The following is a 22,101-nucleotide window of genomic DNA, read 5'->3' on the forward strand; positions in this document are numbered from 1 at the left end:
CGAAGCGCGGGACAAACACATGGCCCAAGCACGGGCGCGGCACATCGCTTCCCTAGAATCGACCGATGCACATTCATATTCTGGGTATCTGCGGCACGTTCATGGGTGGCGTGGCCGCCCTGGCGCGCGAGGCAGGCCACCGGGTCACGGGCTGCGACGCCGGCGTGTACCCCCCGATGAGCGACCAGCTGCGCGCCCTCGGCATCGACCTGATCGAGGGCTTCGGCGCCGACCAGCTTTCCCTGGCGCCCGACATGTTCGTGGTCGGCAACGTGGTGTCCCGCGCGCGGCTGCCCGACGGAAGCCCCAAGTTCCCGCTGATGGAAGCCATCCTCGACGCCGGCAAGCCCTACACCAGCGGTCCGCAGTGGCTGGCCGAGCATGTGCTGCTCGGCCGCCACGTGCTGGCCGTGGCCGGCACGCACGGCAAGACGACGACCACGTCGATGCTGGCCTGGGTGCTGGAAAAGGGCGGCAAGGCGCCCGGCTTCCTGGTGGGCGGCGTGCCGCTGGACTTCGGCGTCTCGGCCCGGCTGGGCGACGGCCCGGCCTTCGTGATCGAGGCCGACGAGTACGACACGGCCTTCTTCGACAAGCGCAGCAAGTTCGTGCACTACCGGCCGCGCACCGCCGTGCTGAACAACCTCGAGTTCGATCACGCGGACATCTTCGATGATCTTGCAGCCATCGAACGACAGTTTCATCACCTCGTTCGCACCGTGCCGAGCACGGGGCGGCTGGTAGTGAATGCCACCGAAGAAAGCCTGCAGCGTGTGCTGACCCAAGGCTGCTGGAGCGAACTCGCGCGCTTCGGCACGAATGGTGAATGGCAGGCGCGCGGCACGCACGACGCCTTCGACGTGCTGCAGCGGGGCGAGTTGGTAGGCCGAGTCGAATGGGAGCTCTCGGGCCTGCACAACCAGATGAACGCGCTGGCCGCCATCGCCGCGGCCGAACATGTGGGCGTGGCGCCGGCCGAGGCAGCCCGTGCGCTGGGCAGCTTCCGCAACGTGCGCCGGCGCATGGAGCTGCGCGGCACGGTCGAGCAAGGCGGCGGCGCAGTCACGGTCTACGACGACTTCGCCCACCACCCGACAGCCATCCGCACCACACTCGACGGCCTGCGCAAGAAGCTGGATGCTGCTGGCAAGCAAAGTGAGCGCATCCTCGCGGCCTTCGAGCCGCGCAGCAACACGATGAAGCTGGGCGTCATGGCGGCGCAGCTGCCCTGGAGCCTGGAGGCGGCCGACCTGTCGTTCTGCCACACGGCCGGCCTCGACTGGGATGCCGCAGCAGCGCTCGCGCCGATGGGCGACCGCGCACAGGTGGTCGGAGCCATCGAGCCGCTGGTGAAGCAGATCGTGGCCGCGGCCCGCCCGGGCGATCACATCGTCTGCATGAGCAACGGTGGCTTCGGCGGCGTGCACGACAAACTGCTTGCGGCGCTGCGCACGGCGACGGCATCATGACCGCCATGCCGCTCACACGCGCCCACGAACTGATCGAGACCCTGAAGCTGCAGCCCCACCCCGAGGGCGGCTGGTACGGCGAGGTGTTCCGCTCAGCATCGAGCGTCACGCCCACCGACGGTCGCGCGCCGCGCAGCGCGCTGACCAGCATCTACTTTTTGCTCGAAGCGAGCCAGCATTCGCGCTGGCACCGGGTGCTGTCCGACGAAGTCTGGGTGCATCTGGAAGGCGTACCGCTCACGCTGTGGACCTGCGACGCCGCAATGCGCACGGCGCCGGCCCATGTGCGGCTGGGCCCGGTCGATGCGCACGGCACGCGTCCCCAGCATGTGGTGCCCGCCGGCCAATGGCAAGCGGCCCGGCCGATCCAGGGCCACAGTTCAGGCGACTACACACTGGTCGCCTGCATGGTCGGGCCGGGCTTCGATTTCGCCGACTTTTCGATGGTGCCGCCCGACAGCGACGAAGCTGCGTCGATGCGGCACCATTGGCCTGACCTGGCCAGGATGCTCTAACCCGGGCTTCAGCCCCGGCGCTGCTTGACCGCCTTCGAGAGCGTGTCGAGCACCTGTACCGAATCGTCCCATCCCAGGCAGGCGTCGGTGATGCTCTTGCCGTATTCGAGGCCCGACAGCTGGTCCTTGCCCGGCGTGAACTTCTGGGCGCCCGGTTGCAGGTGGCTTTCGACCATCACGCCGAAGACCCGGTTCGAGCCGCCGGCGATCTGCGCGGCGATGTCCTTCGCCACCTCGATCTGCTTCTGGTGCTGCTTGGAGCTGTTGGCATGGCTGCAATCGACCATCAGCGTGGGCGGCAGCTTGGCGGCCTCGAGGTCCTTGCAGGCGGCTTCGACGCTGGCGGCGTCGTAGTTCGGCGCCTTGCCGCCGCGCAGGATCACGTGACAGTCGCGATTGCCGTTGGTCTGCACGATCGCGACCTGGCCGTTCTTGTGCACCGACAGGAAGTGATGGCCGCGCGCCGCCGCCTGGATGGCATCGGTGGCGATGCGGATGTTGCCGTCGGTGCCGTTCTTGAAGCCGATGGGCGCCGAGAGCCCCGAGGCCAGTTCGCGATGCACCTGGCTTTCGGTGGTGCGTGCACCGATGGCGCCCCAGGAGATCAGGTCGCCGATGTACTGCGGCGAGATCACGTCGAGGAACTCGCTGCCCGCCGGCAGGCCGATGCGGTTGATGTCGATCAGCAGCTGGCGCGCGATGCGCAGGCCTTCGTCGATGCGGAAGCTTTCGTCGAGGTACGGGTCGTTGATGAGCCCCTTCCAGCCGACAGTCGTGCGCGGCTTCTCGAAGTACACGCGCATCACGATTTCCAGCGTGCCGGCGTATTTCTCGCGCTCGACCTTGAGGCGGCGGGCATATTCGAGCGCGGCAGCCGGGTCGTGGATCGAGCAGGGACCCATGATCACCAGCAGCCGGTCGTCCTTGCCGGCCATGATGTTGTGGATATTGCGGCGGGTGCCTTCGATCAGGGTTTCAACGGGCGTGCCGCGGATCGGGAAAAAGCGGATCAGATGTTCGGGAGGGGGCAGCACGTTGATGTCCTTGATGCGTTCGTCGTCGGTCTTGCTGGTTTTTTCGACGCTCGCATACCAGCTGTCGCTGGCGGGGGCAGTGTTCGTGCTCATGGTTGCTTCCTTGTCTGTCGGGTTTGAGTGGATATCGCAGGGGCAAAAAAAAACCGCCGGGGCTCAGGGCACCGGCGGTTTTGGGAGGGTGTTCGTTTGCTTTACGCGCTCGCCTCTCGTCCGCCGGAAACCGGGAACCAAAAGTAGGCAAAGAAATAAGCGCGGAGGGCGGACATGTGCGCGAAATGTAGCACGGAAAGCAAAAACCCGATCAAGCGGCCGGGCGCGGCGTTGTTTACCGGTAGCCCGACTCGTTGGCGTTGTGGATGATCCAGATCAGGTTGCCGCTGGTGTATTCGCCCATGCCGCCACCCGCGAAGATGAGGCGGCCCTGACCCTTGTAGGTCATTTCGAAACGGTGGCGGTCGCTGCCGAAATAGAACGGAATGAAGGCCTTGCCCGTCACGTACGCGCCCTGATCGGTCGGCGGCCCCGCGAGGTCGGTGACCTGCCTGGCGCTCATGCCGATCTGCAGGCGCGCAAACTTGCTGTTTCGCGCCGGGTTGCCGGTGATTTCGCCTTCGTAGCCGTTGAGGCCCTTGACGGTGCGGCCGCTGCCGGCTTCGACCTTCGACGAGTCGACCACGTTGCCCTGGGCATCCATGCCGGCCTTCGCGCCGCCGCGCGCCGGTGCCGCGGGGGCGGCTGCAGGTGCCGGCGCAGCCGCAGGCTGGCTGCCCCCGGAACCGCCGCGCGACGCGCAACCTGCGCTTGCCAGCACCACCACGGCAGTCACGGCCCACAGAGCCGCGGACGAATTGATCCTGATCCTCATCGAACGCTCCTTGTTGTGAAAGGAGCGCAGCTTAACAAGCCCTCAGGCCGTACCGCCTACGGTCAAACCATCGATGCGCAACGTCGGCTGGCCGACGCCCACGGGCACGCTCTGGCCTTCCTTGCCGCAGGTGCCGACGCCCGAGTCGAGCGCCATGTCGTTGCCGATCATGGTCACGCGGGTGAGTGCGTCGGGGCCGTTGCCCACGATGGTCGCGCCCTTCACCGGGTACTGGATCTTGCCGTTCTCGACCCAGTAGGCCTCGCTGGCCGAAAACACGAACTTGCCGCTCGTGATGTCGACCTGCCCGCCGCCGAAGTTGGTGGCGTAGAGGCCCTTCTTGATGCTCGCGACGATTTCCTTCGGATCCTTGTCGCCGCTGAGCATGTAGGTGTTGGTCATGCGCGGCATCGGCACGTGTGCGTAGCTTTCGCGCCGGCCGTTGCCGGTGGGCTTGACCTTCATGAGGCGCGCGTTGAGCGAGTCCTGGATGTAGCCCTTGAGGATGCCGTCCTCGATCAGCACGTTGCGCTGGCTGGCGTTGCCCTCGTCGTCGACGTTGAGCGAGCCGCGACGGTCGGCGATCGTGCCGTCATCGAGCACCGTGACGCCCTTGGCCGCCACGCGCTGGCCGATGCGGCCCGAGAACGCGCTCGAGCCCTTGCGGTTGAAGTCGCCCTCGAGCCCGTGGCCGATGGCTTCGTGCAGCAGGATGCCGGGCCAGCCGGAGCCGAGCACCACGGTCATTTCGCCGGCGGGTGCCGGGCGTGCGTCGAGGTTGGTCAGGGCGGCCTTCACGGCATGGTCGACGTACTCGGCGATCTGTTCGTCGGTGAAATAGGCCAGGCCGAAACGCCCGCCACCACCGCCGGAGCCGATTTCGCGACGGCCGTTCTGCTCTGCGATCACCGTGACCGACAGGCGCACCAGCGGGCGAACGTCGGCGGCCAGCGTGCCGTCGGCACGGGCCACGAGCACCACGTCGTACTCGCTCGCCAGGCCCGCCATGACCTGCGCCACGCGCGGATCGCGCGAGCGGGCCAGCTTTTCGACCTTCTCGAGCAACTTCACCTTGGTGGTGCTGTCGAGCGTGGAAATGGGGTCGATACCGTCGTAGAGCGAGCGGCTCGATGCGATCTTGCGGGCCGGCGTCTTCACACGGCCCGTGCGGCCGGCGGAGGAAATGGAGCGCACCGTGCGCGCCGCGTCGAGCAGCGAGGCCTCGGAAATGTCGTCCGAATAGGCAAAAGCGGTTTTCTCGCCACTGACCGCGCGCACGCCGACGCCCTGGTCGATGCTGAAGCTGCCGGTCTTGACGATGCCCTCTTCGAGGCTCCAGCCCTCGCTGCGCGTGTACTGGAAGTAGAGGTCGGCGTCGTCCACCCGGTGCGCGGTGATCTCGGCCAAGGCCTTGCTCAGATGCGATTCGTCGAGGCCGAACGGCGTGAGAAGGAGCTGTTGCGCCGTGGCGAGGCGCTCGATGGTGGGTTCGCGAGAGATCATCGCGACATTCTAGGCAGCCGCCCTCTTCCGCGCTGCCCCAAAGGGCACTCGGGCGCTACTAGTTTTGCGCCAGCTTCCTTGCCCGGGCGATCGACATCAGGATCCCCAGCCCCAGCCCCAGCGTCACCATGGCCGTGCCGCCATAGCTGATGAACGGCAGCGGCACCCCCACCACCGGCAGGATGCCGCTCACCATGCCCATGTTCACGAAGGCATAGGTGAAGAAAATCATGGTGACCGCCCCCGCCAGCAGGCGCGAGAACAAGGTTGCCGCATTGGTCGCGATCACCAGCCCCCGGAAGATCAGCAGGATGAAGGCCGAAATCAGCGCCAGGTTGCCCATCAGCCCGAATTCCTCGGAATAGGCGGCAAAGATGAAGTCGGTGGTCCGCTCGGGAATGAATTCGAGGTGCGTCTGCGTACCCTGCATGAAGCCCTTGCCGCCCACCCCGCCCGAACCGATGGCGATCATCCCCTGGATGATGTGGAAGCCCTTGCCCAGCGGGTCCTTGCTCGGGTCGAGCAGCGTGCACACGCGCTGCTTCTGGTAGTCGTGCAGCACGCGCCAGTCGACCCCGTCGGCGCACAGCCTCGACTCGAAACCCACGATCAGCGTCACGGCCACCGCGCCGATCAGCACCGGCGGCACGATCAGCTTCCACGGCAGCCCGGCAAAGAAGATCACCGCCAGCCCGGCGGCCAGAACCAGCAGCGAGGTGCCCAAGTCGGGCTGTTTCATGATGAGCCCGACCGGCACCGCCAGCAGCACCGTTGCCACCACGAAGTCGAGCGGCCGCAACTGGCCTTCTCGTCGCTGGAACCACCAGGCCAGCATCAGCGGCATCGCGATCTTCAGGATTTCGCTGGGCTGGATCACCACGCCCACGTTGATCCAGCGCTGGGCGCCCTTCTTGGTGATGCCGAACAGCGCCACCGCCACCAGCAGCGCCACGCCCATCGTGTAGAGCGGCACGGCAGCCAGCATCAGCCGCTGCGGCGGCACCTGCGCCACCACGAACATGATGAAGCCGGCCAGCAGCATGTTGCGGCCATGGTCGACGAAGCGCGAGCCATGGTCGTAGCCCGAGGAATACATGGTCAGCAGCCCGGCAAACGCGAGCAGCAGCACGGCGAAGGCCAGAAAGCCGTCGAAGCCCTGGAAGATGGGCGCAATGCGACGCGCCAGGGAGGGCTGATTGAACACGGCAGACATGAGGGCGGATTATCCGGCTTATACGAATCCCCGGCGCGTGTCCCCCCGTGGAAATCCCCATCCCCGACTGTCACGGGTCGTTCGCCCCTTGCTCTTACATTCGGGGATTCATAAAAAAGGGAGGATCGGATGGCGTCTCAACGTCTGCGCTTGTCGCTCGTGACAGGTCTTTGCATTTCGGTCGTCGCGTGCGGCGGCGGTGGCGGCGGAGGGAGCTCAGGGCTGCCCTTCGGACTGGCCGGCTCGGGTAACTCGTCCACCCCGAATTCCTCTGCTTCGACCTCGCCCACCCTGAGCGGCACGGCCGCCACCGGCGCGGCCTTCGGTGGCGCCGCCGTCACGGTCCAGGATCAAAGCGGCGCGACGGTCTGCACCACCCAGACCGACGGGCAAGGCACCTACCGCTGCGCGCTGTCCGCAGCCACCAAGGCTCCCCTCGTAATCACCGCGGTGCGCGACGACCAGTCGCTTTACAGCACGCTCGCCAACAACGGCGGCACCGCCAACATCACGCCGCTGACCACGGTCATCGTCTCTCGGCTCTCGCCGGATGGTCGCCCCGCCAATCTGGCGGCGGCCATCCAGGCCGACGCCGGCACCGTGACCGACGCGCGCCTGCAACAGCAGACAGCCGCGCTCGTTGCCGCGCTGAAGCCGGTGCTGGACGCCCTCGGGCAGGCCACCTTCGATCCGATCACCGGCCAGTTCAGCGCCGACGGCACCGGGCACGACAAGGTACTCGACGCGCTGCTGGTCAGCGTGCGCCCCGACAGCGGCGCCGCCAACATCGAGATCACGGTGAAGGGTCTGCCGGCGGGCGACAGCGCTGCGCCGGCCTCCATCATCTTCCGTAGCAGCGACGCCTCCGTTCCGGCTCTGCCGCCGGGCATCACGCCGGACCAACTGGCCGGCCTTCCCCCGCCGCCCTTGCTGGCCGACCTGGTCGACCGCCTGAACGCGTGCTATCGGCTGCCGCTGTCGCAGCGCGTCACCGCGCCGAACGACACAACGGCAGTGACCGGCGGGCCGACTGATGTGATCGCACCCGCCTGCCGCGAACTCTTCGTCGGCGACGACCCTGCCGGCTACCTCCACAGCGGCTTCGGCGTGGGCCGCGACGCCAACAACCAGGGCGGCTTCACCAGCCTCTTCCGCCCAGAAAACACGGGCCGCACCTGGGACCGCGCCAACTTCGAGTTCTTCCGCCCGAACGGCGACCTGGCACTCAGCTACCGCGCAACCGACGTGGGAGACAACGTCACCTTCGGCACCGTCACCGTGCGCAAGGTGGGCAGCACGCTCAAACTCGCCGGGGACGGCCATGTCTACGCCTCCAACGTGCGTCCGGTGTTCGCTTACCGCGACATGATCAACTCCCCCGCATTCAACTCGTACACCACGGGTTACGGCATCCCGATCCGGAATCGGCAGGAAGGCGGCGCGGCAGTCTTCAGCAAGGTCATCGTGACTTCGCCGCTGAACAAGGTCCTGACCTTCATCCCGCAACCCGGCCTGTCGTTCCTCGTGGTGACCAGGCCCGACGGCACGCCGGAGCTCAACAACGGCATCAATCTGCGCGGCATCTACGAGAACCCGTCGACGCCCGGCAGCCTGGCGAGCCGGGAGCCCGGCATCGGGTTGCTCGACCCCCAATACACCGACACGCAGATCAGCCAGTTGCAGGACCAAAGCGTGTGGAAATTCGAGTTCGTGCACGCGAAGCCGGGCGTACCCAACGTGATCCAGTACGAGCGCACTCTCTCTCGCGCAGCAACGATCGGCGAGATCCGCCAGCAGCCGCTGTTCGACCTGGCGCCGCCCATGCGCACCCAGCTGGTCGCCCGCACCAATGCCAACGCTGGCCTGGTCTACCCCGCGAACAGTGCGGGTCAGCCGAACATCCTGGACATCAGCGTCACTGGCAACCAGGATGCGTGGGTCGTGCCGAGCGGCGCGCTGGCCCCCGCCGTGCTGACGGCCTACGGCTTCGCCAAGTCAGGCACCCGTTTCAACGACAACATCGCGCTGTCCTCCACGGCGCGCAAGGCGGTGATCGACTGCTCCGCCGAGACGGCCGGCGACACGCATTGCGACAGCGCTGCTGGCAAGCAGTACGCCGAAGGCACGCGGGTGCATTACCTGGCGTTCGAGGCCTACAACGCGCGCAGCCTCGGCATCACGCGCTACGTGCTGTTCTACAAGCAGTTCTGAATGAACATCCGAGGGCCCCGTATCGGGCGCGGGGTTCTCAATCGAATTCGAGTTGAACGACCGTGCGCCCAGGTCGGCTTTCAACCGTCAGCCGAGCCCCGATGGCCCCCGAACGCTCCGCCAGCGACCGCGGCCGATGCTTCACGGCGTCGAAGCCCTTGCCGTTGTCGATCACCCGCAGTTGCACCGTCGTGCCCTGCATCCCGGCCTCGAATCGCAGCACGGTGGCCTGGGCGTGCTGCAGCACGTTGGAGATCGCCTCGAACAGCAGGAACTGCAACTGCCGCATGCCTTGCGCGCCGAGCCGCTCTACCGGCTCCACCTCGTCCACCGCCCATTCGAACTCAATGCCCGAAGACGCCAGGCGGGGTTCCAGCCGGTAGCGCGCCGCTGCGAGCAGCGCACCCACGTCGCCCGGCGGCAGGTGGATCGAATCGATCTGCAGCTTGAGCTGGTCCAGCGAATCGCGCAGCGTGCGCAGCAGGTCGCCCGAGCTGGTCTGGCCCGACTGCAGCTGCCGGATCGCCGAAGTGATGTGCGAGCCCATGCCGTCGTGCATTTCGCGCAGGATGCGTTCGCGCTCGTGGGTGCGCGCCTGGTCACGCGCCGCGGCCTCGAGTTCGGCATACGTGGCCGCCAGCTCGCGTTCGCGCTGGGCCACCCGCTCGGCCAGGGCCGCGACCGATCCGCGCGCCAGCACGCTCGCCGCACGAAAGCGCCGCAGCACGATCAGCAGCAGCGCCACGCCGAAGAACACCGACGAATAGCGCACCCAGGTGGTCTCGCCATAGGCATCGCTGAGGCGGATCACCAGCCAGTCGCGCACGCCGAACATCACTGTCACCAGCGCGGCGCCGGCCACCAGCAAACGCTCGGCGCTCGGTTTGCGCAGGGTGTCGACGGCGAAGGCGCTGACGAAGGCCAGGACGAACACGATCTGGACGGCAAGCCAGCCGGTGAGCCACATCGGCTCCTCGCGCTGCAGCGACAGCGCGCTGAACAGCACCGTAGCGACCACGATGCCGGCAATAGGCCAGCGCACCCACTGGTAGCGGCGGTCGCGCCCCCACCCCGCGAGGTGGTAGACGAACATCATGGAAGAGGCAGCCCAGCCCGCATAGCAGGCGGCCATCAGCACGCCCCAGGCCCCCCAGGACAGGGGAGGCTCGGCGATCACGCCGTCGGCCACCCGCACCGCCCAGCAGAACTCCGCCAGCGCGGCCCAGAAGTAGATGCCGTCGCGCCGCTGGGCGCCCTTGGCATCGGCATCGACCTGCGTCAGCCACAGCGCCAGCGCGATGCCGCCGACGATCAGGCTGAAGGCCATCAGCAGCACCGAGCCGGTGAAGCGCCATGCATAGGCGCTCTCGAAGAGTTCGGTGCGAACCGGCGCGGCCGGCCCGATGACCACTTGAGACAGCCCCGCGCGCCGGGCGGTGTCGGCGTGCAGACGGATCTGCAGGAGGTTGTCACCCTTTCGCAACAGGCGCCCGGGCACCGGCACGTAGATGGGCGCCTTGGCGTAGTCGGCGTCGTTGCTGCGGTCCAGGTCGCCGTAGACCTGCAGCAGCGCGTCGTTCAACTGCACCTCGAAGACGTTGCCGACGCGCGGAATGAAAATGCCCCACGGCGTCTCGGCCTCGGCCTCGAGCGTGAACGGCAGGTCGAAGCTCGCCATGCCCGGGCGGCCGTTGTGCTGGCGGTCCCAGTGGTAGGACAGCTCGACCGGCTCGGTGCGCGTGACGCCGTCGACCGTGGTCGTCACGGTGCCCTGGCGCAGTTCGATCGGCGCCTCGGACGCGGCCGTGGCCGCGCTGGAGACTCCGGCAATACCCGCGAGGAGCATCGCCAGCCATAGCATCAGCAGCGACGCCCATTTTGGTCGCATCTGTGCTCAGCCCGGATGAGACAACAGGCCGAGCCGCGTCGCTTCGAAAACGGCCTCGCTCTTGGAATGCACGGCGAGCTTTCCGTAGAGATTCTTGATGTGGGTCTGCACGGTGTGCACGCTCAGGCCCTTGAGCCGCGCGATCTCCGCGTACGAGAAGCCACGCGCGATCAGCGTCAGCACCTCGTGTTCGCGAGCCGACAGCAGGCCGCGGTCGGATTCGTCCGCGGCTGCTTCGGGCGCAGCACCCGGCGGCGCGCCGGGAACGGCCGCCGATTGCAGGCTGCGGTACTTCGCGAGCACGCGCCGCGCGATCATGGGCGAGATCGGCGAAGCGCCTGCCTTCATCTCCACGATGGTCTGCGCGATGTCCTCCGGCGCGGCGTCCTTGTGGATGTAGCCCACGGCACCCGCCTCGATGCTGGCGAGCACGTTCTCTTCGTCGCCGAAAACAGACACTACCAGCGGCTCGCAGCCTGGAAAGCGCGCCACGGCGTCGCGGATCACGTCGAGCCCGGTGCCGTCGGGCATGCCGAGATCGACCAGAAGCACGTCGGGAATGGTGGTGGTGCGGGACAGCCAACCCAGCGCTTCCTGCACCGTACCCGCACTGCCGAGCCAGAAGAGGCGCGGGCTGCGCTGCACGCTGGCCTCGAAAAAGGCACGCGCGCGGCTATCGTCTTCGACGACCAGCACACCCCAGCGGCGTAGCGTCGCGTCGTCCTGAGCCTCAGTGTTCATGGGCATGAGCATAAGCCCCGGCGCGCACCGGGAATCCATACACGCCTCCCCCGTTCATGGGATGCCCACGATGAAGCATCGCCGCGAAACTTTCGCCGCTTTTTTGCAGGGCATATCCCCCTTCCCATGCAAATGAAGTAACCCGAACGTAGGCCATTCATGCCGCAGTGGTCAAGGCCTTAGTACTTTTGAATTCCCGACGCACGGCACACCCCGAACCGGGGCACGCGAAATGCCGGCGCGCCTCGGGCTCTCAGTAAGCTATGGCCTTACCGAAGAACCTCGTCCGGCGGGTTTTTTGTATGTTGGAAGCGGCCTCGCGAGAACAGACCTCATGCAGAATTACCCGTTCCCGGCAAGCGAGGTGCGACGCCCGCACCTCCCGTCTTTTCCTCGCATGGATCCGCAAACCACACACCTGCTTTACCTGCACGGTTTCCGTTCTTCGCCTCGTTCGACCAAGGCCCGGATCGTCGCGGAGCGCGTGGCGCGGCAGCATCCGAATCTGCAGTGGTGGTGCCCGCAATTGCCGCCGTCGCCGCACGATGCCATCGACATGGTGATGAAGGGCATCGCGCACTGGCCGCGCAAGTCGATGGCGGTGGTGGGCTCGTCGCTCGGCGGCTACTACGCCACCTACGTGGCCGGCATGACGCGTTGCCGCGCGGTGCTGCTCAACCCGGCCGTGCATCCCGCGCGCGACCTCACCCGCTACATCGGCGACCAGACCGTCTGGCACGACCCCGCCGAGCATTTCTACTTTCGTCCCGAATACATCCACGAGCTTCGTGCGATGGAAGTCGGCCCGCTCACGCGGCCCGAACGCGTGTTCGCGATCATCGCCAAGGGTGACGAGGCGCTCGACTGGCACGAAATGTCCGCGCGCTACCCCGACAGCAACATCAAGCTGCTCGAGGGCAGCGACCACGCCCTGTCGGATTTCGAAAAGGCCCATCTGGACGACGTGATGGCCTTCATCAACCCGGTCTGAGCACAGCCGGGCCGAGCGGGCCCATCCTGCATGGGACAATCCGCGCCATGTTTGTATTGTTTGAAGAAGCCGGCAAGTACCTCGGCGGCCGCGTGCTGTCGGAGGCCGAAGCATCGGCACAAGTCGAGCTCGAAACCGGCAAGCGCGTCAAGGTCAAGGGCGCCAACATCGTGCTGCGTTTCGAGAAGCCGTCGCCCGCCGATCTGATCGCCGAGGCGCGCTCGCTCGCTGCCGCCCTCGATCTCGACCTCGCCTGGGAGTTCGCGCCCGAGGGCGAATTCGCCTTTGCCGAGCTGGCCGCCGAATATTTCAGCGAAAAGCCCTCGCTCGCCCAGCAGGCGGCCGCCCTGTTCGCGCTGTTCGAGGCGCCGCACTACTTCCGCCGCGCGGGCAAGGGGCGCTTCAAGAAGGCGCCGGCCGAGATCGTGCAGCAGGCGCTGGCCGCCATCGAGAAGAAGAAGGTCATCCAGGCGCAGATCGCCGAGTGGGCCGCGCAGCTGGCCGAGGGCATTTGCCCCGCGCCCGTGCGCGAGCAGCTCTACAAGATCCTGTTCCGCCCCGACAAGAACGCCCCCGAATACAAGGCCGTGGTCGACGCCGCGCGCGCCACGCAGCGTCCGCCGCTCGACCTGCTGGAGCGCGCCGGCGCCATCGATTCGCCCTACCAGTTCCACTGGCGGCGCTTCCTGTTCGAGAACTTCCCCAAGGGCACGGGCTTCCCCGCGCTCGCGGCGCCCGCCATCGTGGACGACCTGCCCGTGGCCGCCGAGGTGCAGGCCTTCTCGATCGACGATTCGCAGACCACCGAGATCGACGACGCCCTCTCCGTGCAGGGCCTCGGCACCGGCACCGTCACCGTCGGCATCCACATCGCCGCACCAGCCCTGGCGCTCACGCCGGGCAGCGCCATCGACAACGTGGCGCGTGCGCGCATGTCGACGGTCTACATGCCGGGCTACAAGATCACGATGCTGCCCGACGAGGTGGTCAACACCTACACGCTGCTCGAAGGCGGCGACCGCCCGGCCGTGTCGCTGTACGCACGCTTCGACGAAGCCACGCTGGAGCTGCAAGGCACCGAAACGAAGCTGGAGCGCGTGCCCATCGTGGCCAACCTGCGCCACGACCAGCTCGACACCGTCGTCACGCAGCCATGGCTCGAAGACGCGTCCTTCCAGAGCGACAACACTCCGGAAGCCGCCGCAAAACTGCGCGCCCCGCTCTCCTTCCTGTTCCGCCTTGCCAAGCAGCTGAAGGCGCAGCGCGAAGTGGTGCGCGGCAAGCCCGAGAACTTCAACCGGCCCGACTACAACTTCCGCCTCGTCGGCAACGAGGGCGAGCCCACCGGCAGCGAGCAGGTGCAGATCAGCACGCGCCAGCGCGGCGCGCCGCTCGACCTGATCGTGTCCGAAGCGATGATCCTGGCCAACAGCAGCTGGGGCGGCTGGCTCGGCGAGCTGGGCGTGCCCGGGCTCTACCGCAGCCAGGCCAGCCTCGCGCCCGGCATCAAGGTGCGCATGGGCACGCGCGCACTGCCGCACGCGGGCCTTGGCGTGAAGAGCTACGCCTGGAGCACCTCGCCGCTGCGCCGCTACACCGACCTCGTGAACCAGTGGCAGATCATCGCGGCCGCGCGCCACGGCAAGACCGCGGCACTGGCCGCGCCCTTCAAGCCGAAGGACGCCGACCTGTTCTCCATCCTCTCTGGCTTCGACGCGGCCTATGCCACGTACAACGCCTACCAGGGCGGCATGGAACGCTTCTGGACGCTGAAGTACCTGCAGCAGCAGGGCATCACCGAGCTCGAAGCCACCGTCATCAAAGACCTGCCGAACGGCGCGCTGGTGCGGGCCGAAACGCTGCCGCTGGTGTTCCCCGTGGCCGGCCAGCAGGAACGCGGCGCCCGCCTGCGCGTGAAGCTCGGCGAGATCGATGAGATCGCCCTTGACGTGAGCGGCACGGTGCTCGAACGCCTCGACACGCCGAAGGCCGATGCGGCCCTCGCAGACGAAAGCGATGAGGGCGACGAAGAAGAAGTGGTCGCAGGCCCGATCGCCATTGCCGTCGACCTGAGCGACAGCGAGGCTGCTGCGCCCGAAAACACACCCGCATGAATTTCGGCGGATCGTCCGAAGAAATGCGGCCCCTGGAGGAGTTTCGAGAATGAACTTCAAGGACCTCAGCACGCTGCAGATTGCACTGGGCGTGTCGGTCATTGCGCATGCCGCACTGCTCGCGGTGCGCTTCGTCGATCCCGAATCGTTCAACAAGGTCTTCAGCGACACACCGCTCGAAGTGATCCTGGTCAACAGCAAGACCAACGACAAGCCCGACCCCAGCGCCCGGCTGCGGGCCCAGACCTCGCTTGCAGGCGGCGGCGACCTCGACAAGGGCCGCGCAACCAGCCCGCTGCCACCGTCGAGCTTCACCACCGTCGGTGATTCGTTCGAAGATGCGCAGCGCAAGGTCGACGCGATGCAGACCGAGCAGATGCAGATGCTCACCCAGCTCAAGCGCGACTTGGCAGCGATGCCCGCGCCCGACCCGCGCAACCCCGGGGACCCGACCGAGGCCACCGCGCAGGAAGAAAAGCGCCGCCAGATGATCAATCTGCTGGCCGAGATCGAGCGGCGCGTGAACGAAGAAAACGCACGCCCGAAGAAGCGCTTCCTGAGCCCCTTCACGCGCGAAGCGGCCTTCGCCACCTACGTCGATTCGCTGCGCCGCCGGGTGGAAGCGCAGGGCACTGCCAACTTTCCGACGCTCGCCGGCAAGAAGCTCTACGGCGAGCTGACGATGACCATCACGGTCAACTTCGACGGTCGCCTGCTCTCGACGGTGGTCGATGAAAGCTCGGGCATTGCGTTGCTGGACAAGCGCGCCCAGGCCATCGTTGCCAGCGTCGGCAACTTCGGCACCTTCACCGACGCGATGCGCAAGGAGCACGCCGACCAGATCGTGATCCGGCCGCACTTCCGGTTCGCGCACGACGGGTCGGTCGAACTCTCCTCGCAGTAGAAACAGACGCAACAAGAGAAGGCAGACGCCATGGACCTGTACTGCGTCATGGGCAACCCCGTCGAGCACAGCCGCTCGCCCCGCATCCACGCGCGTTTTGCCGAGCTCTGCGGCCAGCAGATGGACTACGGCCGGCGGCTGATTCCGCTCGGCGCGTTTGCCGAAGGCATCGCGGCCTTTCGCAGCGAAGCCGCCGAACGCGGCGACACAGCGCGCGGCTGCAACATCACCGTACCCTTCAAGTTCGAAGCCGCTGCGCTCGCGCAGCACACCAGCGAACGCGCCCTGCTCGCGCAGGCGGTCAACACGCTGCGCTTCGACGCCGACGGCAGCATCCATGCGGACAACACCGACGGCATCGGCCTGGTCAACGACATCGTTCGCAACGCGGCCGTGCCGCTACAAGGCAAGGCGCTGCTGCTGATCGGCGCGGGCGGTGCGGCGGCCGGCGTGCTCGGCCCGCTGCTCGACGCGGGCGCTTCGCGCGTCGTGGTGGCCAATCGCACCGTGGGCAAGGCCGTCGAGCTGGTTCGCCGCCATGCGGCCATTGCGCTGCGCCACGGCGCGTCGCTCGAAGCCTGGACGCTCGACGAAGTGCCGGGCGCCTTCGACGTGGTGGTCAACGCCACCGCCTCCAGTCTCGCGGGTGATGCAGTGCCTGTGAAGGCCAGCGTGCTGCGCGCCGGCGGACTCGCGGTCGACATGATGTACGGCCCTGCGGCAGCGGGCTTCATGGCCTGGGCCGAGGCGCATGGCGCGGTCGCGCGCGACGGACTCGGCATGCTGGTCGAGCAGGCAGCCGAGTCCTTCGAGATCTGGCGCGGCGTGCGGCCTCCTTCCGCGCAAGTGCTGGCTGAAATTCGAGCCGAGCTGAAATGAAGGCAGTGCTGCGCCTGATCGCCTGCCTCGTGGTGGCGGGCGTGGCACTCGAGCTGTTCTTCGTGGTGCGCATCGCAACGATGGCGGCGCTCGATCCGCAGAGCACCGCGTTCCAGCGCTCCGAGGCTTTTCAGATCGCCATCCACCAAGGCAGCGGAGCCGGCTGGCGGCAGGAGTGGGTGCCCTACGCGCAGATCAACGACACGCTCAAGCGCGCCGTCATCGCGAGCGAAGACGCCGGCTTCGTCGACCACAACGGCGTGGAGTGGGAAGCCATAGAGCGCGCCCGCCAACGCAACGCCAGGGCCGAAGAACTCGCCGCCAAGCGCGCAGCGCGCGCGGTGGCGCGTGGCAAGCCGGTACAGCCGGTGCGCCTGCGCGGCGGCTCAACCATCACGCAGCAGCTTGCGAAGAACCTGCTGCTGTCGGGCGAGCGCACCTTGCTGCGCAAGGGCCAGGAGCTGGTGCTCGCCACGCTGCTCGAAGTGCTGCTCGACAAGCGGCGCATCCTCGAGATCTATCTCAACAACGTCGAGTGGGGCGAAGGCGTGTTCGGTGCCGAGGCCGCCTCGCAGTACTACTTCCGCAAGCCGGCCTCGCGCCTGAGCACCAACGAGGCCGCGCGCCTGGCAGTGATGCTGCCGAGCCCCAAGTTCTTCGAGCGCCGGATCGGCTCGCCCTACCTGAGCGGGCGGGCGTCGACGGTCATGGCGCGGATGCCTGCGGCCGAGCTGCCCTGACGACCGCATCGCGCAGGCCCTCGATGGCCAGCACGGCAGCAAAGCCGATCACGTAGGCCAGCACGTCCCACCAGTCGGCCGTGCTGCCGAGCACGATGCGCAAGGCGCGGTTCGGAATGTGCAAGTGCCACGCCGCCGCAAGGTACTGCCCGAGCTCGACCGCAAGGCCCACGCCCAGCGCAGCCAACGCCAACGGCAGCACCCGCGCGCCGATCACCGTCCTGAAGACGAAGTAGACCCACACCACGGCCAGCACGTCGCCGAAGAAGCTGCGCAGCCAGCCCCAGCGCGCGCCGACGGTGGCCAGCAGCACGAGAACGAGAAACAGGGCCACCGCCCACACGAGTGAAAGAGGATCGAAACGCCATCGCATGGCCCGTATCATCGCGCCCATATGCTGGCAAAGCTCACGGGTTGGTTGTTGTTGGGAATCGTCCGGTTGCTCACTGGCGCGCAGGCGCGCTGGTATGGCTGTCCGCCGAAAGCCGAGCAGCGCATCTATTTCGCCAATCACCAGAGCCACGCCGACCTCGTGATGATCTGGGCGGCGCTGCCCGAAGAGTTGCGCAGCATCACGCGGCCCATCGCGGCGCGTGACTACTGGGCCAACACGCCGGTCAAGCGCTGGATCACGACGGAGGTGTTCAACGCGGTGTACGTTGAGCGACAGGCGTCGGCGCCTGCTGCAGCGGCGGCACCTCCCGTACCCGCACCTGTGGTGGCCGAAGCCCTGCCACCGCAACGCCCGCCGATGCCTGCCGAGCGCATCGAGCCCTCGATGGAACCTCTGCTGCCCTTGACGCCGCCGGCACCACCCGCAGAGACCGCGCCCGAAGCACAGGGCCGGCTCGACCTTCCCGAGCCGCCCGCTCCACCGCCTCCTCCAGAGCCGCCACCGCCCGCGGCGCCCGAAGAAGTCCCGGTCGCTGCACCGGCCCCAGCCGTCGATCCACTCGCCCCCCTCGTCGAAGCGCTGCGAAGCGGCGACTCCATCATCATCTTCCCCGAAGGCACGCGCGGCCACACGGGCGAGCCGCAGAAGTTCAAGTCGGGCCTCTACACGCTCGCCACCATGTTCCCCGACGTGGTGCTGGTGCCTGCATGGATCGACAACGTGCAGCGCGTGATGCCCAAGGGCGAGATCGTGCCGGTGCCCATCCTCTGCTCCGTCACCTTCGGCGCGCCGATCCGCGTCGAAGAAGACGAAGAACGCCGGCCCTTCCTCGACCGGGCGCGCGCCGCGGTGATCGCCTTGCGCGACGTCTGACGACATGAACCAGTTCCTGCGCAACCTCACCCCGACCCAGCAAGTCGCGGCGCTCTTCCTCATCATCTTCGGCGTGCTCGTGATCGTGAGCACCACCGCCTTCTTCCTGAGCTTCAGGGAAAAGCGCAACCCCGTGCACGACGCCACCTGGCAGGCCGAGCTCGCGCACTTCCGCGCGCTGCTGGGCACCACCTGGTTCATGGTCATCATTTTCTGGATCGGCTGGGCACTGGGCGAAACCGTGGCCACCGTGCTGTTCGCGCTGATCTCCTTCTTCGCGCTGCGCGAGTTCATCACGCTCTCGCCCACGCGGCGCGGCGACCACCGCAGCCTGATCCTCGCCTTCTTCGTGGTGCTGCCGATCCAGTTCTGGCTGGTGGCCACGGCGCGCTTCGACCTGTTCACCGTGTTCATCCCGGTCTACGTGTTCCTCGCGATACCGGTGGCGAGCGCGCTGGCCAACGACCCGAGCCACTTCCTGGAGCGCAACGCCAAGCTGCAGTGGGGCATCATGGTCTGCGTCTACGGCATGAGCCACGTGCCGGCGCTGCTGCTGCTGAGCTTTCCGGGCTACGAGGGCAAGAGCGCCTTCCTCGTGTTCTTCCTGGTGTTCGTGGTGCAGACCTCGGTGCTGGTGCAGCACCTGATATCGCGCCGCACACAGCGCGCGCCCTTCGCGCCCAACGTGAGCCGCAGCTTCAACTGGACCAGCTGGGGCATCGGCATCGTGGTGGCGAGCCTGGTGGGAGCGCTGTTCTCGTTCATCACGCCATTCAAGTTCGGGCAGGCGCTCGCGGTGTCGGTCATTGCCTGCATCGCGGGGTCGATGGGGCACCTGGTGATGAAGGCGCTCAAGCGCGACCGGGGCATTCCGAACTGGGGGCAGAAGGGCGTTGGCGTGACGGGGGCCAACGGCCTGCTGGACCGCGTCGATGCCCTGTGCTTCGCCGCCCCAATCTTCTTTCACTCCATCCGCTGGTACTTCAACGCCTGAACCTCATCAAGCCTTGCGGCGCACCACGCGGTCGAAGGCCTGCTTCGCCGCGCGTCCGAAGGCCTTGGCCTTCAGCGCCTGCAGCTCGCGCGTCAGCCGCGTGCGCTGCTCGGCCGACAACGCCGTGCCGAAACGGCCCAGCGCAGCTTCGAGCGCCGCGCGCTGCGCCTCCACACGACCTTGCCGGCCCTCGGCCTCGGCCAGCCATTCGCAGGCATTGGCGACGCGTTCGCGCAGCGCGGCATCGCCTGTATCGCCGAAGCGCGCAATGAGCGCGCGATACGCCTTGGCCTGCCCCACGGGATCGCCGAGCTTGTCGAGCGCCTTGGCCTTGTTGATCATCGACTTGGCGGCCCACAGCTGCAGCGTGCCTTCCCTCGCGCCGGTGGTGCGCGCGACGGCTTCGTCGTAGCAGGCCACGGCCGCCTTGAGCTGGCCGGTCTGGCGCAGCGTGGCGCCCTTGCGAAACAGCGCGCCGACCACGCGCCCGCGCAGGTCCGGCAGCTCGGAGTTGCCCCAGCGCGCGACGATCTCGTCGTGCACCCGCATCTCGTCGTCGTGCAGGCCGAGGCGGTCGAGCGCGGTGCTCTTGTACTGCAGGCACAGCGCGACTGTCTCCTGCATCTCCGTCGACGGGTCGGCGCCGTAGCGCGCGTCCATCGCATCGGCTGCGGCTATCACTTCGGCAAAGCGGTCCAGCGCGACTAGGCAGAAGGCCTTGTGGACGAGCGCCCGCGCGCACTGGCGGCGCAGCTCGGGATGGGGCGATGCGGAATACGCGGCCAGCACTTCGTCGAACAGTGCGATCGCCTCGCGCGACTCGCCCGCATCGCCGTGCTTGCGGCCCTGTTTGACCTTGTCGCGCACCTCGTCGCGCAGCTCGGGCGGCAGCTCCGTATCGGCCTTGCGCAGTCGCTTCAGGCAAGCCTGGCGGCCAGCGTTGGCCTTGGACAGGGTGTCCTGCAGCTCGGACGTGGGCGTGTCCTTCAGCTGCTTCGCGAGTTGCTCGTACACCGCGAGCGCATCCTCGGGCCGGTTGAGCCGTTCGAGCAGCACGAAGCCCTTGTTGAGCAGTGCGCTCGCCACGGTGCGCTGCACGCCGGCGTCGGTGTCGGCGCCGAAGGTGGCGAGCAGCCGCTCGCAGGCGGCCAGCGCGACCTCTCCGTCGTCCTGCTCGCGCAACCCCACCGACCAGTCGTAGGCACGGCGCACGGCCATGCGGCGCACCTGCGACGACTCGTCGCGGCCGTAGCGGTCGAGCAGCCAGCCGACCAGCTCGGCGCGGTTCGCGTGCTCGTCGATGCCGAAGCCGTCGAAGAACAGTGTCAGCGCCCGCACGCCTTCGATGCGCAGCTCGGGCGCCGCGTCGGCGAGGCCGGCCTCGATCTGGTCGGCCACGGCCAGGCACATCACCTGGGCCTGCGCGTGCTGCGCCAGTTCGCGCAGGTTCAGCACCGAGGCCAGGCGCGCACGCGCCACGCGCAGCACCACGCCGGGGTCGGTGCTGCCGTCGAAGCGCTCGATCGCTGCTTCCAGCGTGGCCAGCGCATCCTGCGGCAGGCCGCGGTGATGTTCGATCTCGGCCTTCAGCAGCCGGGCCTCCACGCGCCACGCGTCGAGCGCGGCATCGGGCTGGCTGTCGAGCAGATCGCTCATGGCATCGCAGGCTTCGCAGCGCGCCTCTGGCTCGTCGATCCACCAGGTGCGCTGATACAGCGCATGGGCGATGTGCTCGCGGATCGCGGGCTCGCTGCGCTGGCCGTGCGCGGCGATCAGGCGGTCGAGGGTGGCGAGCGCGTCGGCGGGGCGATGCATCTGGCGCAGCATGTGCGCCAGCAGGCGCAGCGCCTGGCAGCAGGGCACGACCACGCCGACGTCGGGCCTGGCTGCGTACTCGTCGAGCAGACGGGTACAGGCGGCCAGTGCCTCGTTGCGGCGGCCCAGGTCGTTGAGCAGTTCGATGCGACGGAAGCTCGCGGCCGCGCGTTCGGCGGGGTGCTGCTGCAGGCGTTCGATCAAGGCTTGCGCCTCGTCCAGTTGCCGCTGCGCGGAGGACTCGACTACATTCACATTCGCTTCCTTGTGTGGCGCGCCCTGCGGAAAGCGGGGCAGACTGTACGAATCGGCACGGATTCTGCCCGCGATAGCGCTGCTTTCGAGCGATAGTTCGGTCCCTTCTCTCTCCTCTTTGCACTGGCGTAAGCCTTTTCGCTTCCTTTCATGCGCATTCTTGGCATCGACCCCGGCTTGCAGACCACCGGCTTCGGCGTGGTCGACGCGGACGGCCATGCGCTGCGCTACGTGGCCAGCGGCACCATCAGTACCCGGCACCTGGGCACCGGCAACCTGCCGGCGCGCCTGAAGGTGCTGTTCGACGGCATCGCGGAGATCACCGCGCGCTACCAGCCCGATGCGTCGGCGGTCGAAATCATCTTCGTCAACGTCAACCCGCAGTCGACGCTGCTGCTGGGACAGGCGCGCGGCGCCTGCGTGACCGCGCTGGTGAGCAACAACCTTTCCGTGGCCGAGTACACCGCACTGCAGATGAAGAAGGCGGTGGCCGGCCACGGCCAGGCCGCCAAGGCGCAGGTGCAGGAGATGGTGCGGCGGCTGCTCGAGTTGCCAGGCTTGCCGGGCGCCGACGCGGCGGACGCGCTGGGCATTGCCATCACGCATGCGCAGGTGGGGCGGTCGATGGCGCGGCTCGCGGAAGCGGCCGAGCTGTCGAAGACGCATGCCGGCACCTACCGGCAAGGGCGCTCGCGCTGAC

The 22,101-nt window shown here is 67.5% G+C and carries 19 protein-coding genes; 11 read left to right on the forward strand and 8 right to left on the reverse strand.

Going from position 1 to position 22,101, the window contains the following annotated elements:
• Positions 1-65: 65 nt before the first annotated feature.
• Together mpl and BLW48_RS04835 are read left to right on the forward strand one after the other, a co-directional pair.
• Entirely contained in the window at positions 66-1,469 is a 1,404-nt protein-coding gene (gene mpl / locus BLW48_RS04830; protein ID WP_093173028.1) for a UDP-N-acetylmuramate:L-alanyl-gamma-D-glutamyl-meso-diaminopimelate ligase, read from the forward strand.
• Positions 1,466-1,984: a cupin domain-containing protein gene (locus tag BLW48_RS04835; RefSeq protein ID WP_093173030.1), complete on the forward strand. Its 519-nt coding sequence runs from the start codon at positions 1,466-1,468 to the stop codon at positions 1,982-1,984. The genes mpl and BLW48_RS04835 overlap by 4 nt, the downstream gene beginning before the upstream one ends.
• Positions 1,985-1,992: 8 nt before the next feature.
• Here BLW48_RS04835 and BLW48_RS04840 read toward each other — a convergent pair whose 3' ends face one another.
• From BLW48_RS04840 to rodA, 4 genes are all read right to left on the reverse strand, one after another.
• Positions 1,993-3,111, reverse strand: a complete 1,119-nt coding sequence (locus BLW48_RS04840; RefSeq protein WP_093173032.1) for a 3-deoxy-7-phosphoheptulonate synthase — start codon at positions 3,109-3,111, stop codon at positions 1,993-1,995.
• Positions 3,112-3,346: 235 nt separating this feature from the next.
• Positions 3,347-3,886, reverse strand: coding sequence for a hypothetical protein (locus tag BLW48_RS04845; protein ID WP_093056225.1), 540 nt, complete (start codon positions 3,884-3,886; stop codon positions 3,347-3,349).
• A gap of 42 nt (positions 3,887-3,928) precedes the next feature.
• Positions 3,929-5,389 carry a metalloprotease TldD gene (gene tldD / locus BLW48_RS04850; protein WP_093173034.1) on the reverse strand — a complete coding sequence of 487 codons (1,461 nt, stop codon included), beginning with the start codon at positions 5,387-5,389 and terminating at the stop codon, positions 3,929-3,931.
• A gap of 58 nt (positions 5,390-5,447) precedes the next feature.
• Positions 5,448-6,602 (reverse strand): rod shape-determining protein RodA, encoded by a 1,155-nt coding sequence (rodA, locus tag BLW48_RS04855; RefSeq protein WP_093056229.1) that lies wholly within the window; start codon positions 6,600-6,602, stop codon positions 5,448-5,450.
• Between the two features lie 129 nt (positions 6,603-6,731).
• Here rodA and BLW48_RS04860 point away from each other — a divergent pair, with 129 nt between their 5' ends.
• Positions 6,732-8,813, forward strand: a complete 2,082-nt coding sequence (locus tag BLW48_RS04860) for a carboxypeptidase regulatory-like domain-containing protein (protein ID WP_177142267.1) — start codon at positions 6,732-6,734, stop codon at positions 8,811-8,813.
• 37 nt (positions 8,814-8,850) lie between these two features.
• Here the strand turns inward: BLW48_RS04860 and BLW48_RS04865 are convergent, their stop codons facing one another.
• Positions 8,851-10,701, reverse strand: a complete 1,851-nt coding sequence (locus BLW48_RS04865; protein WP_093173038.1) for a sensor histidine kinase — start codon at positions 10,699-10,701, stop codon at positions 8,851-8,853.
• 6 nt (positions 10,702-10,707) lie between these two features.
• Positions 10,708-11,454 (reverse strand): response regulator transcription factor, encoded by a 747-nt coding sequence (locus BLW48_RS04870; RefSeq protein WP_093056233.1) that lies wholly within the window; start codon positions 11,452-11,454, stop codon positions 10,708-10,710.
• Between the two features lie 385 nt (positions 11,455-11,839).
• On the opposite strand from BLW48_RS04870, the gene BLW48_RS04875 reads away from it, so the two are divergent.
• Genes BLW48_RS04875 through mtgA form a run of 5 tightly spaced genes read left to right on the forward strand, consistent with a single transcriptional unit; the run spans position 11,840 to position 17,070 of the window.
• Positions 11,840-12,433 (forward strand): YqiA/YcfP family alpha/beta fold hydrolase, encoded by a 594-nt coding sequence (locus tag BLW48_RS04875; protein WP_093056235.1) that lies wholly within the window; start codon positions 11,840-11,842, stop codon positions 12,431-12,433.
• A gap of 47 nt (positions 12,434-12,480) precedes the next feature.
• The gene (locus tag BLW48_RS04880; RefSeq protein WP_093173040.1) at positions 12,481-14,547 is read left to right on the forward strand and encodes a ribonuclease catalytic domain-containing protein; all 2,067 of its coding nucleotides are present in this window, start codon (positions 12,481-12,483) and stop codon (positions 14,545-14,547) included.
• A gap of 49 nt (positions 14,548-14,596) precedes the next feature.
• Positions 14,597-15,451 carry an energy transducer TonB gene (locus BLW48_RS04885; RefSeq protein WP_093056238.1) on the forward strand — a complete coding sequence of 285 codons (855 nt, stop codon included), beginning with the start codon at positions 14,597-14,599 and terminating at the stop codon, positions 15,449-15,451.
• Positions 15,452-15,481: 30 nt separating this feature from the next.
• A complete protein-coding gene (aroE, locus tag BLW48_RS04890) occupies positions 15,482-16,330 on the forward strand; it encodes a shikimate dehydrogenase (RefSeq protein WP_093173042.1) in 849 nt (282 codons plus the stop codon).
• The gene (mtgA, locus tag BLW48_RS04895) at positions 16,327-17,070 is read left to right on the forward strand and encodes a monofunctional biosynthetic peptidoglycan transglycosylase (protein WP_093173044.1); all 744 of its coding nucleotides are present in this window, start codon (positions 16,327-16,329) and stop codon (positions 17,068-17,070) included. Before aroE ends, mtgA begins: the two co-directional genes overlap by 4 nt.
• Here the strand turns inward: mtgA and BLW48_RS04900 are convergent.
• A complete protein-coding gene (locus tag BLW48_RS04900) occupies positions 17,036-17,455 on the reverse strand; it encodes a ribosomal maturation YjgA family protein (RefSeq protein ID WP_093056389.1) in 420 nt (139 codons plus the stop codon). The two genes, mtgA and BLW48_RS04900, sit on opposite strands and share 35 nt — an antisense overlap.
• Before the next feature lie 9 nt (positions 17,456-17,464).
• Between BLW48_RS04900 and BLW48_RS04905 the strand changes: the two genes are divergently transcribed.
• Positions 17,465-18,337, forward strand: coding sequence for a lysophospholipid acyltransferase family protein (locus BLW48_RS04905; RefSeq protein ID WP_093173046.1), 873 nt, complete (start codon positions 17,465-17,467; stop codon positions 18,335-18,337).
• A gap of 4 nt (positions 18,338-18,341) precedes the next feature.
• A complete protein-coding gene (locus tag BLW48_RS04910; protein WP_093078616.1) occupies positions 18,342-19,331 on the forward strand; it encodes a phosphatidate cytidylyltransferase in 990 nt (329 codons plus the stop codon).
• Positions 19,332-19,337: 6 nt separating this feature from the next.
• Here the strand turns inward: BLW48_RS04910 and BLW48_RS04915 are convergent, their stop codons facing one another.
• Entirely contained in the window at positions 19,338-21,401 is a 2,064-nt protein-coding gene (locus BLW48_RS04915) for a tetratricopeptide repeat protein (RefSeq protein ID WP_093173048.1), read from the reverse strand.
• A 150-nt stretch (positions 21,402-21,551) separates the two neighbouring features.
• Here BLW48_RS04915 and ruvC point away from each other — a divergent pair, with 150 nt between their 5' ends.
• Complete coding sequence (gene ruvC / locus BLW48_RS04920) at positions 21,552-22,100, forward strand: crossover junction endodeoxyribonuclease RuvC (RefSeq protein ID WP_093056250.1); 549 nt, start codon at positions 21,552-21,554, stop codon at positions 22,098-22,100.
• Position 22,101: the final 1 nt, after the last annotated feature.

This window comes from Variovorax sp. YR266 (assembly GCF_900107295.1).
Classification (GTDB): domain Bacteria; phylum Pseudomonadota; class Gammaproteobacteria; order Burkholderiales; family Burkholderiaceae_C; genus Variovorax.

Coding starts and splice junctions, on each gene's coding strand:
- mpl (WP_093173028.1), top strand. CDS start 66: ATGCACATTCATATTCTGGGTATCTGCGGCACGTTCATGGGTGGCGTG.
- BLW48_RS04835 (WP_093173030.1), top strand. CDS start 1,466: ATGACCGCCATGCCGCTCACACGCGCCCACGAACTGATCGAGACCCTG.
- BLW48_RS04840 (WP_093173032.1), bottom strand. CDS start 3,111: ATGAGCACGAACACTGCCCCCGCCAGCGACAGCTGGTATGCGAGCGTC.
- BLW48_RS04845 (WP_093056225.1), bottom strand. CDS start 3,886: ATGAGGATCAGGATCAATTCGTCCGCGGCTCTGTGGGCCGTGACTGCC.
- tldD (WP_093173034.1), bottom strand. CDS start 5,389: ATGATCTCTCGCGAACCCACCATCGAGCGCCTCGCCACGGCGCAACAG.
- rodA (WP_093056229.1), bottom strand. CDS start 6,602: ATGTCTGCCGTGTTCAATCAGCCCTCCCTGGCGCGTCGCATTGCGCCC.
- BLW48_RS04860 (WP_177142267.1), top strand. CDS start 6,732: ATGGCGTCTCAACGTCTGCGCTTGTCGCTCGTGACAGGTCTTTGCATT.
- BLW48_RS04865 (WP_093173038.1), bottom strand. CDS start 10,701: ATGCGACCAAAATGGGCGTCGCTGCTGATGCTATGGCTGGCGATGCTC.
- BLW48_RS04870 (WP_093056233.1), bottom strand. CDS start 11,454: ATGCTCATGCCCATGAACACTGAGGCTCAGGACGACGCGACGCTACGC.
- BLW48_RS04875 (WP_093056235.1), top strand. CDS start 11,840: ATGGATCCGCAAACCACACACCTGCTTTACCTGCACGGTTTCCGTTCT.
- BLW48_RS04880 (WP_093173040.1), top strand. CDS start 12,481: ATGTTTGTATTGTTTGAAGAAGCCGGCAAGTACCTCGGCGGCCGCGTG.
- BLW48_RS04885 (WP_093056238.1), top strand. CDS start 14,597: ATGAACTTCAAGGACCTCAGCACGCTGCAGATTGCACTGGGCGTGTCG.
- aroE (WP_093173042.1), top strand. CDS start 15,482: ATGGACCTGTACTGCGTCATGGGCAACCCCGTCGAGCACAGCCGCTCG.
- mtgA (WP_093173044.1), top strand. CDS start 16,327: ATGAAGGCAGTGCTGCGCCTGATCGCCTGCCTCGTGGTGGCGGGCGTG.
- BLW48_RS04900 (WP_093056389.1), bottom strand. CDS start 17,455: ATGATACGGGCCATGCGATGGCGTTTCGATCCTCTTTCACTCGTGTGG.
- BLW48_RS04905 (WP_093173046.1), top strand. CDS start 17,465: ATGCTGGCAAAGCTCACGGGTTGGTTGTTGTTGGGAATCGTCCGGTTG.
- BLW48_RS04910 (WP_093078616.1), top strand. CDS start 18,342: ATGAACCAGTTCCTGCGCAACCTCACCCCGACCCAGCAAGTCGCGGCG.
- ruvC (WP_093056250.1), top strand. CDS start 21,552: ATGCGCATTCTTGGCATCGACCCCGGCTTGCAGACCACCGGCTTCGGC.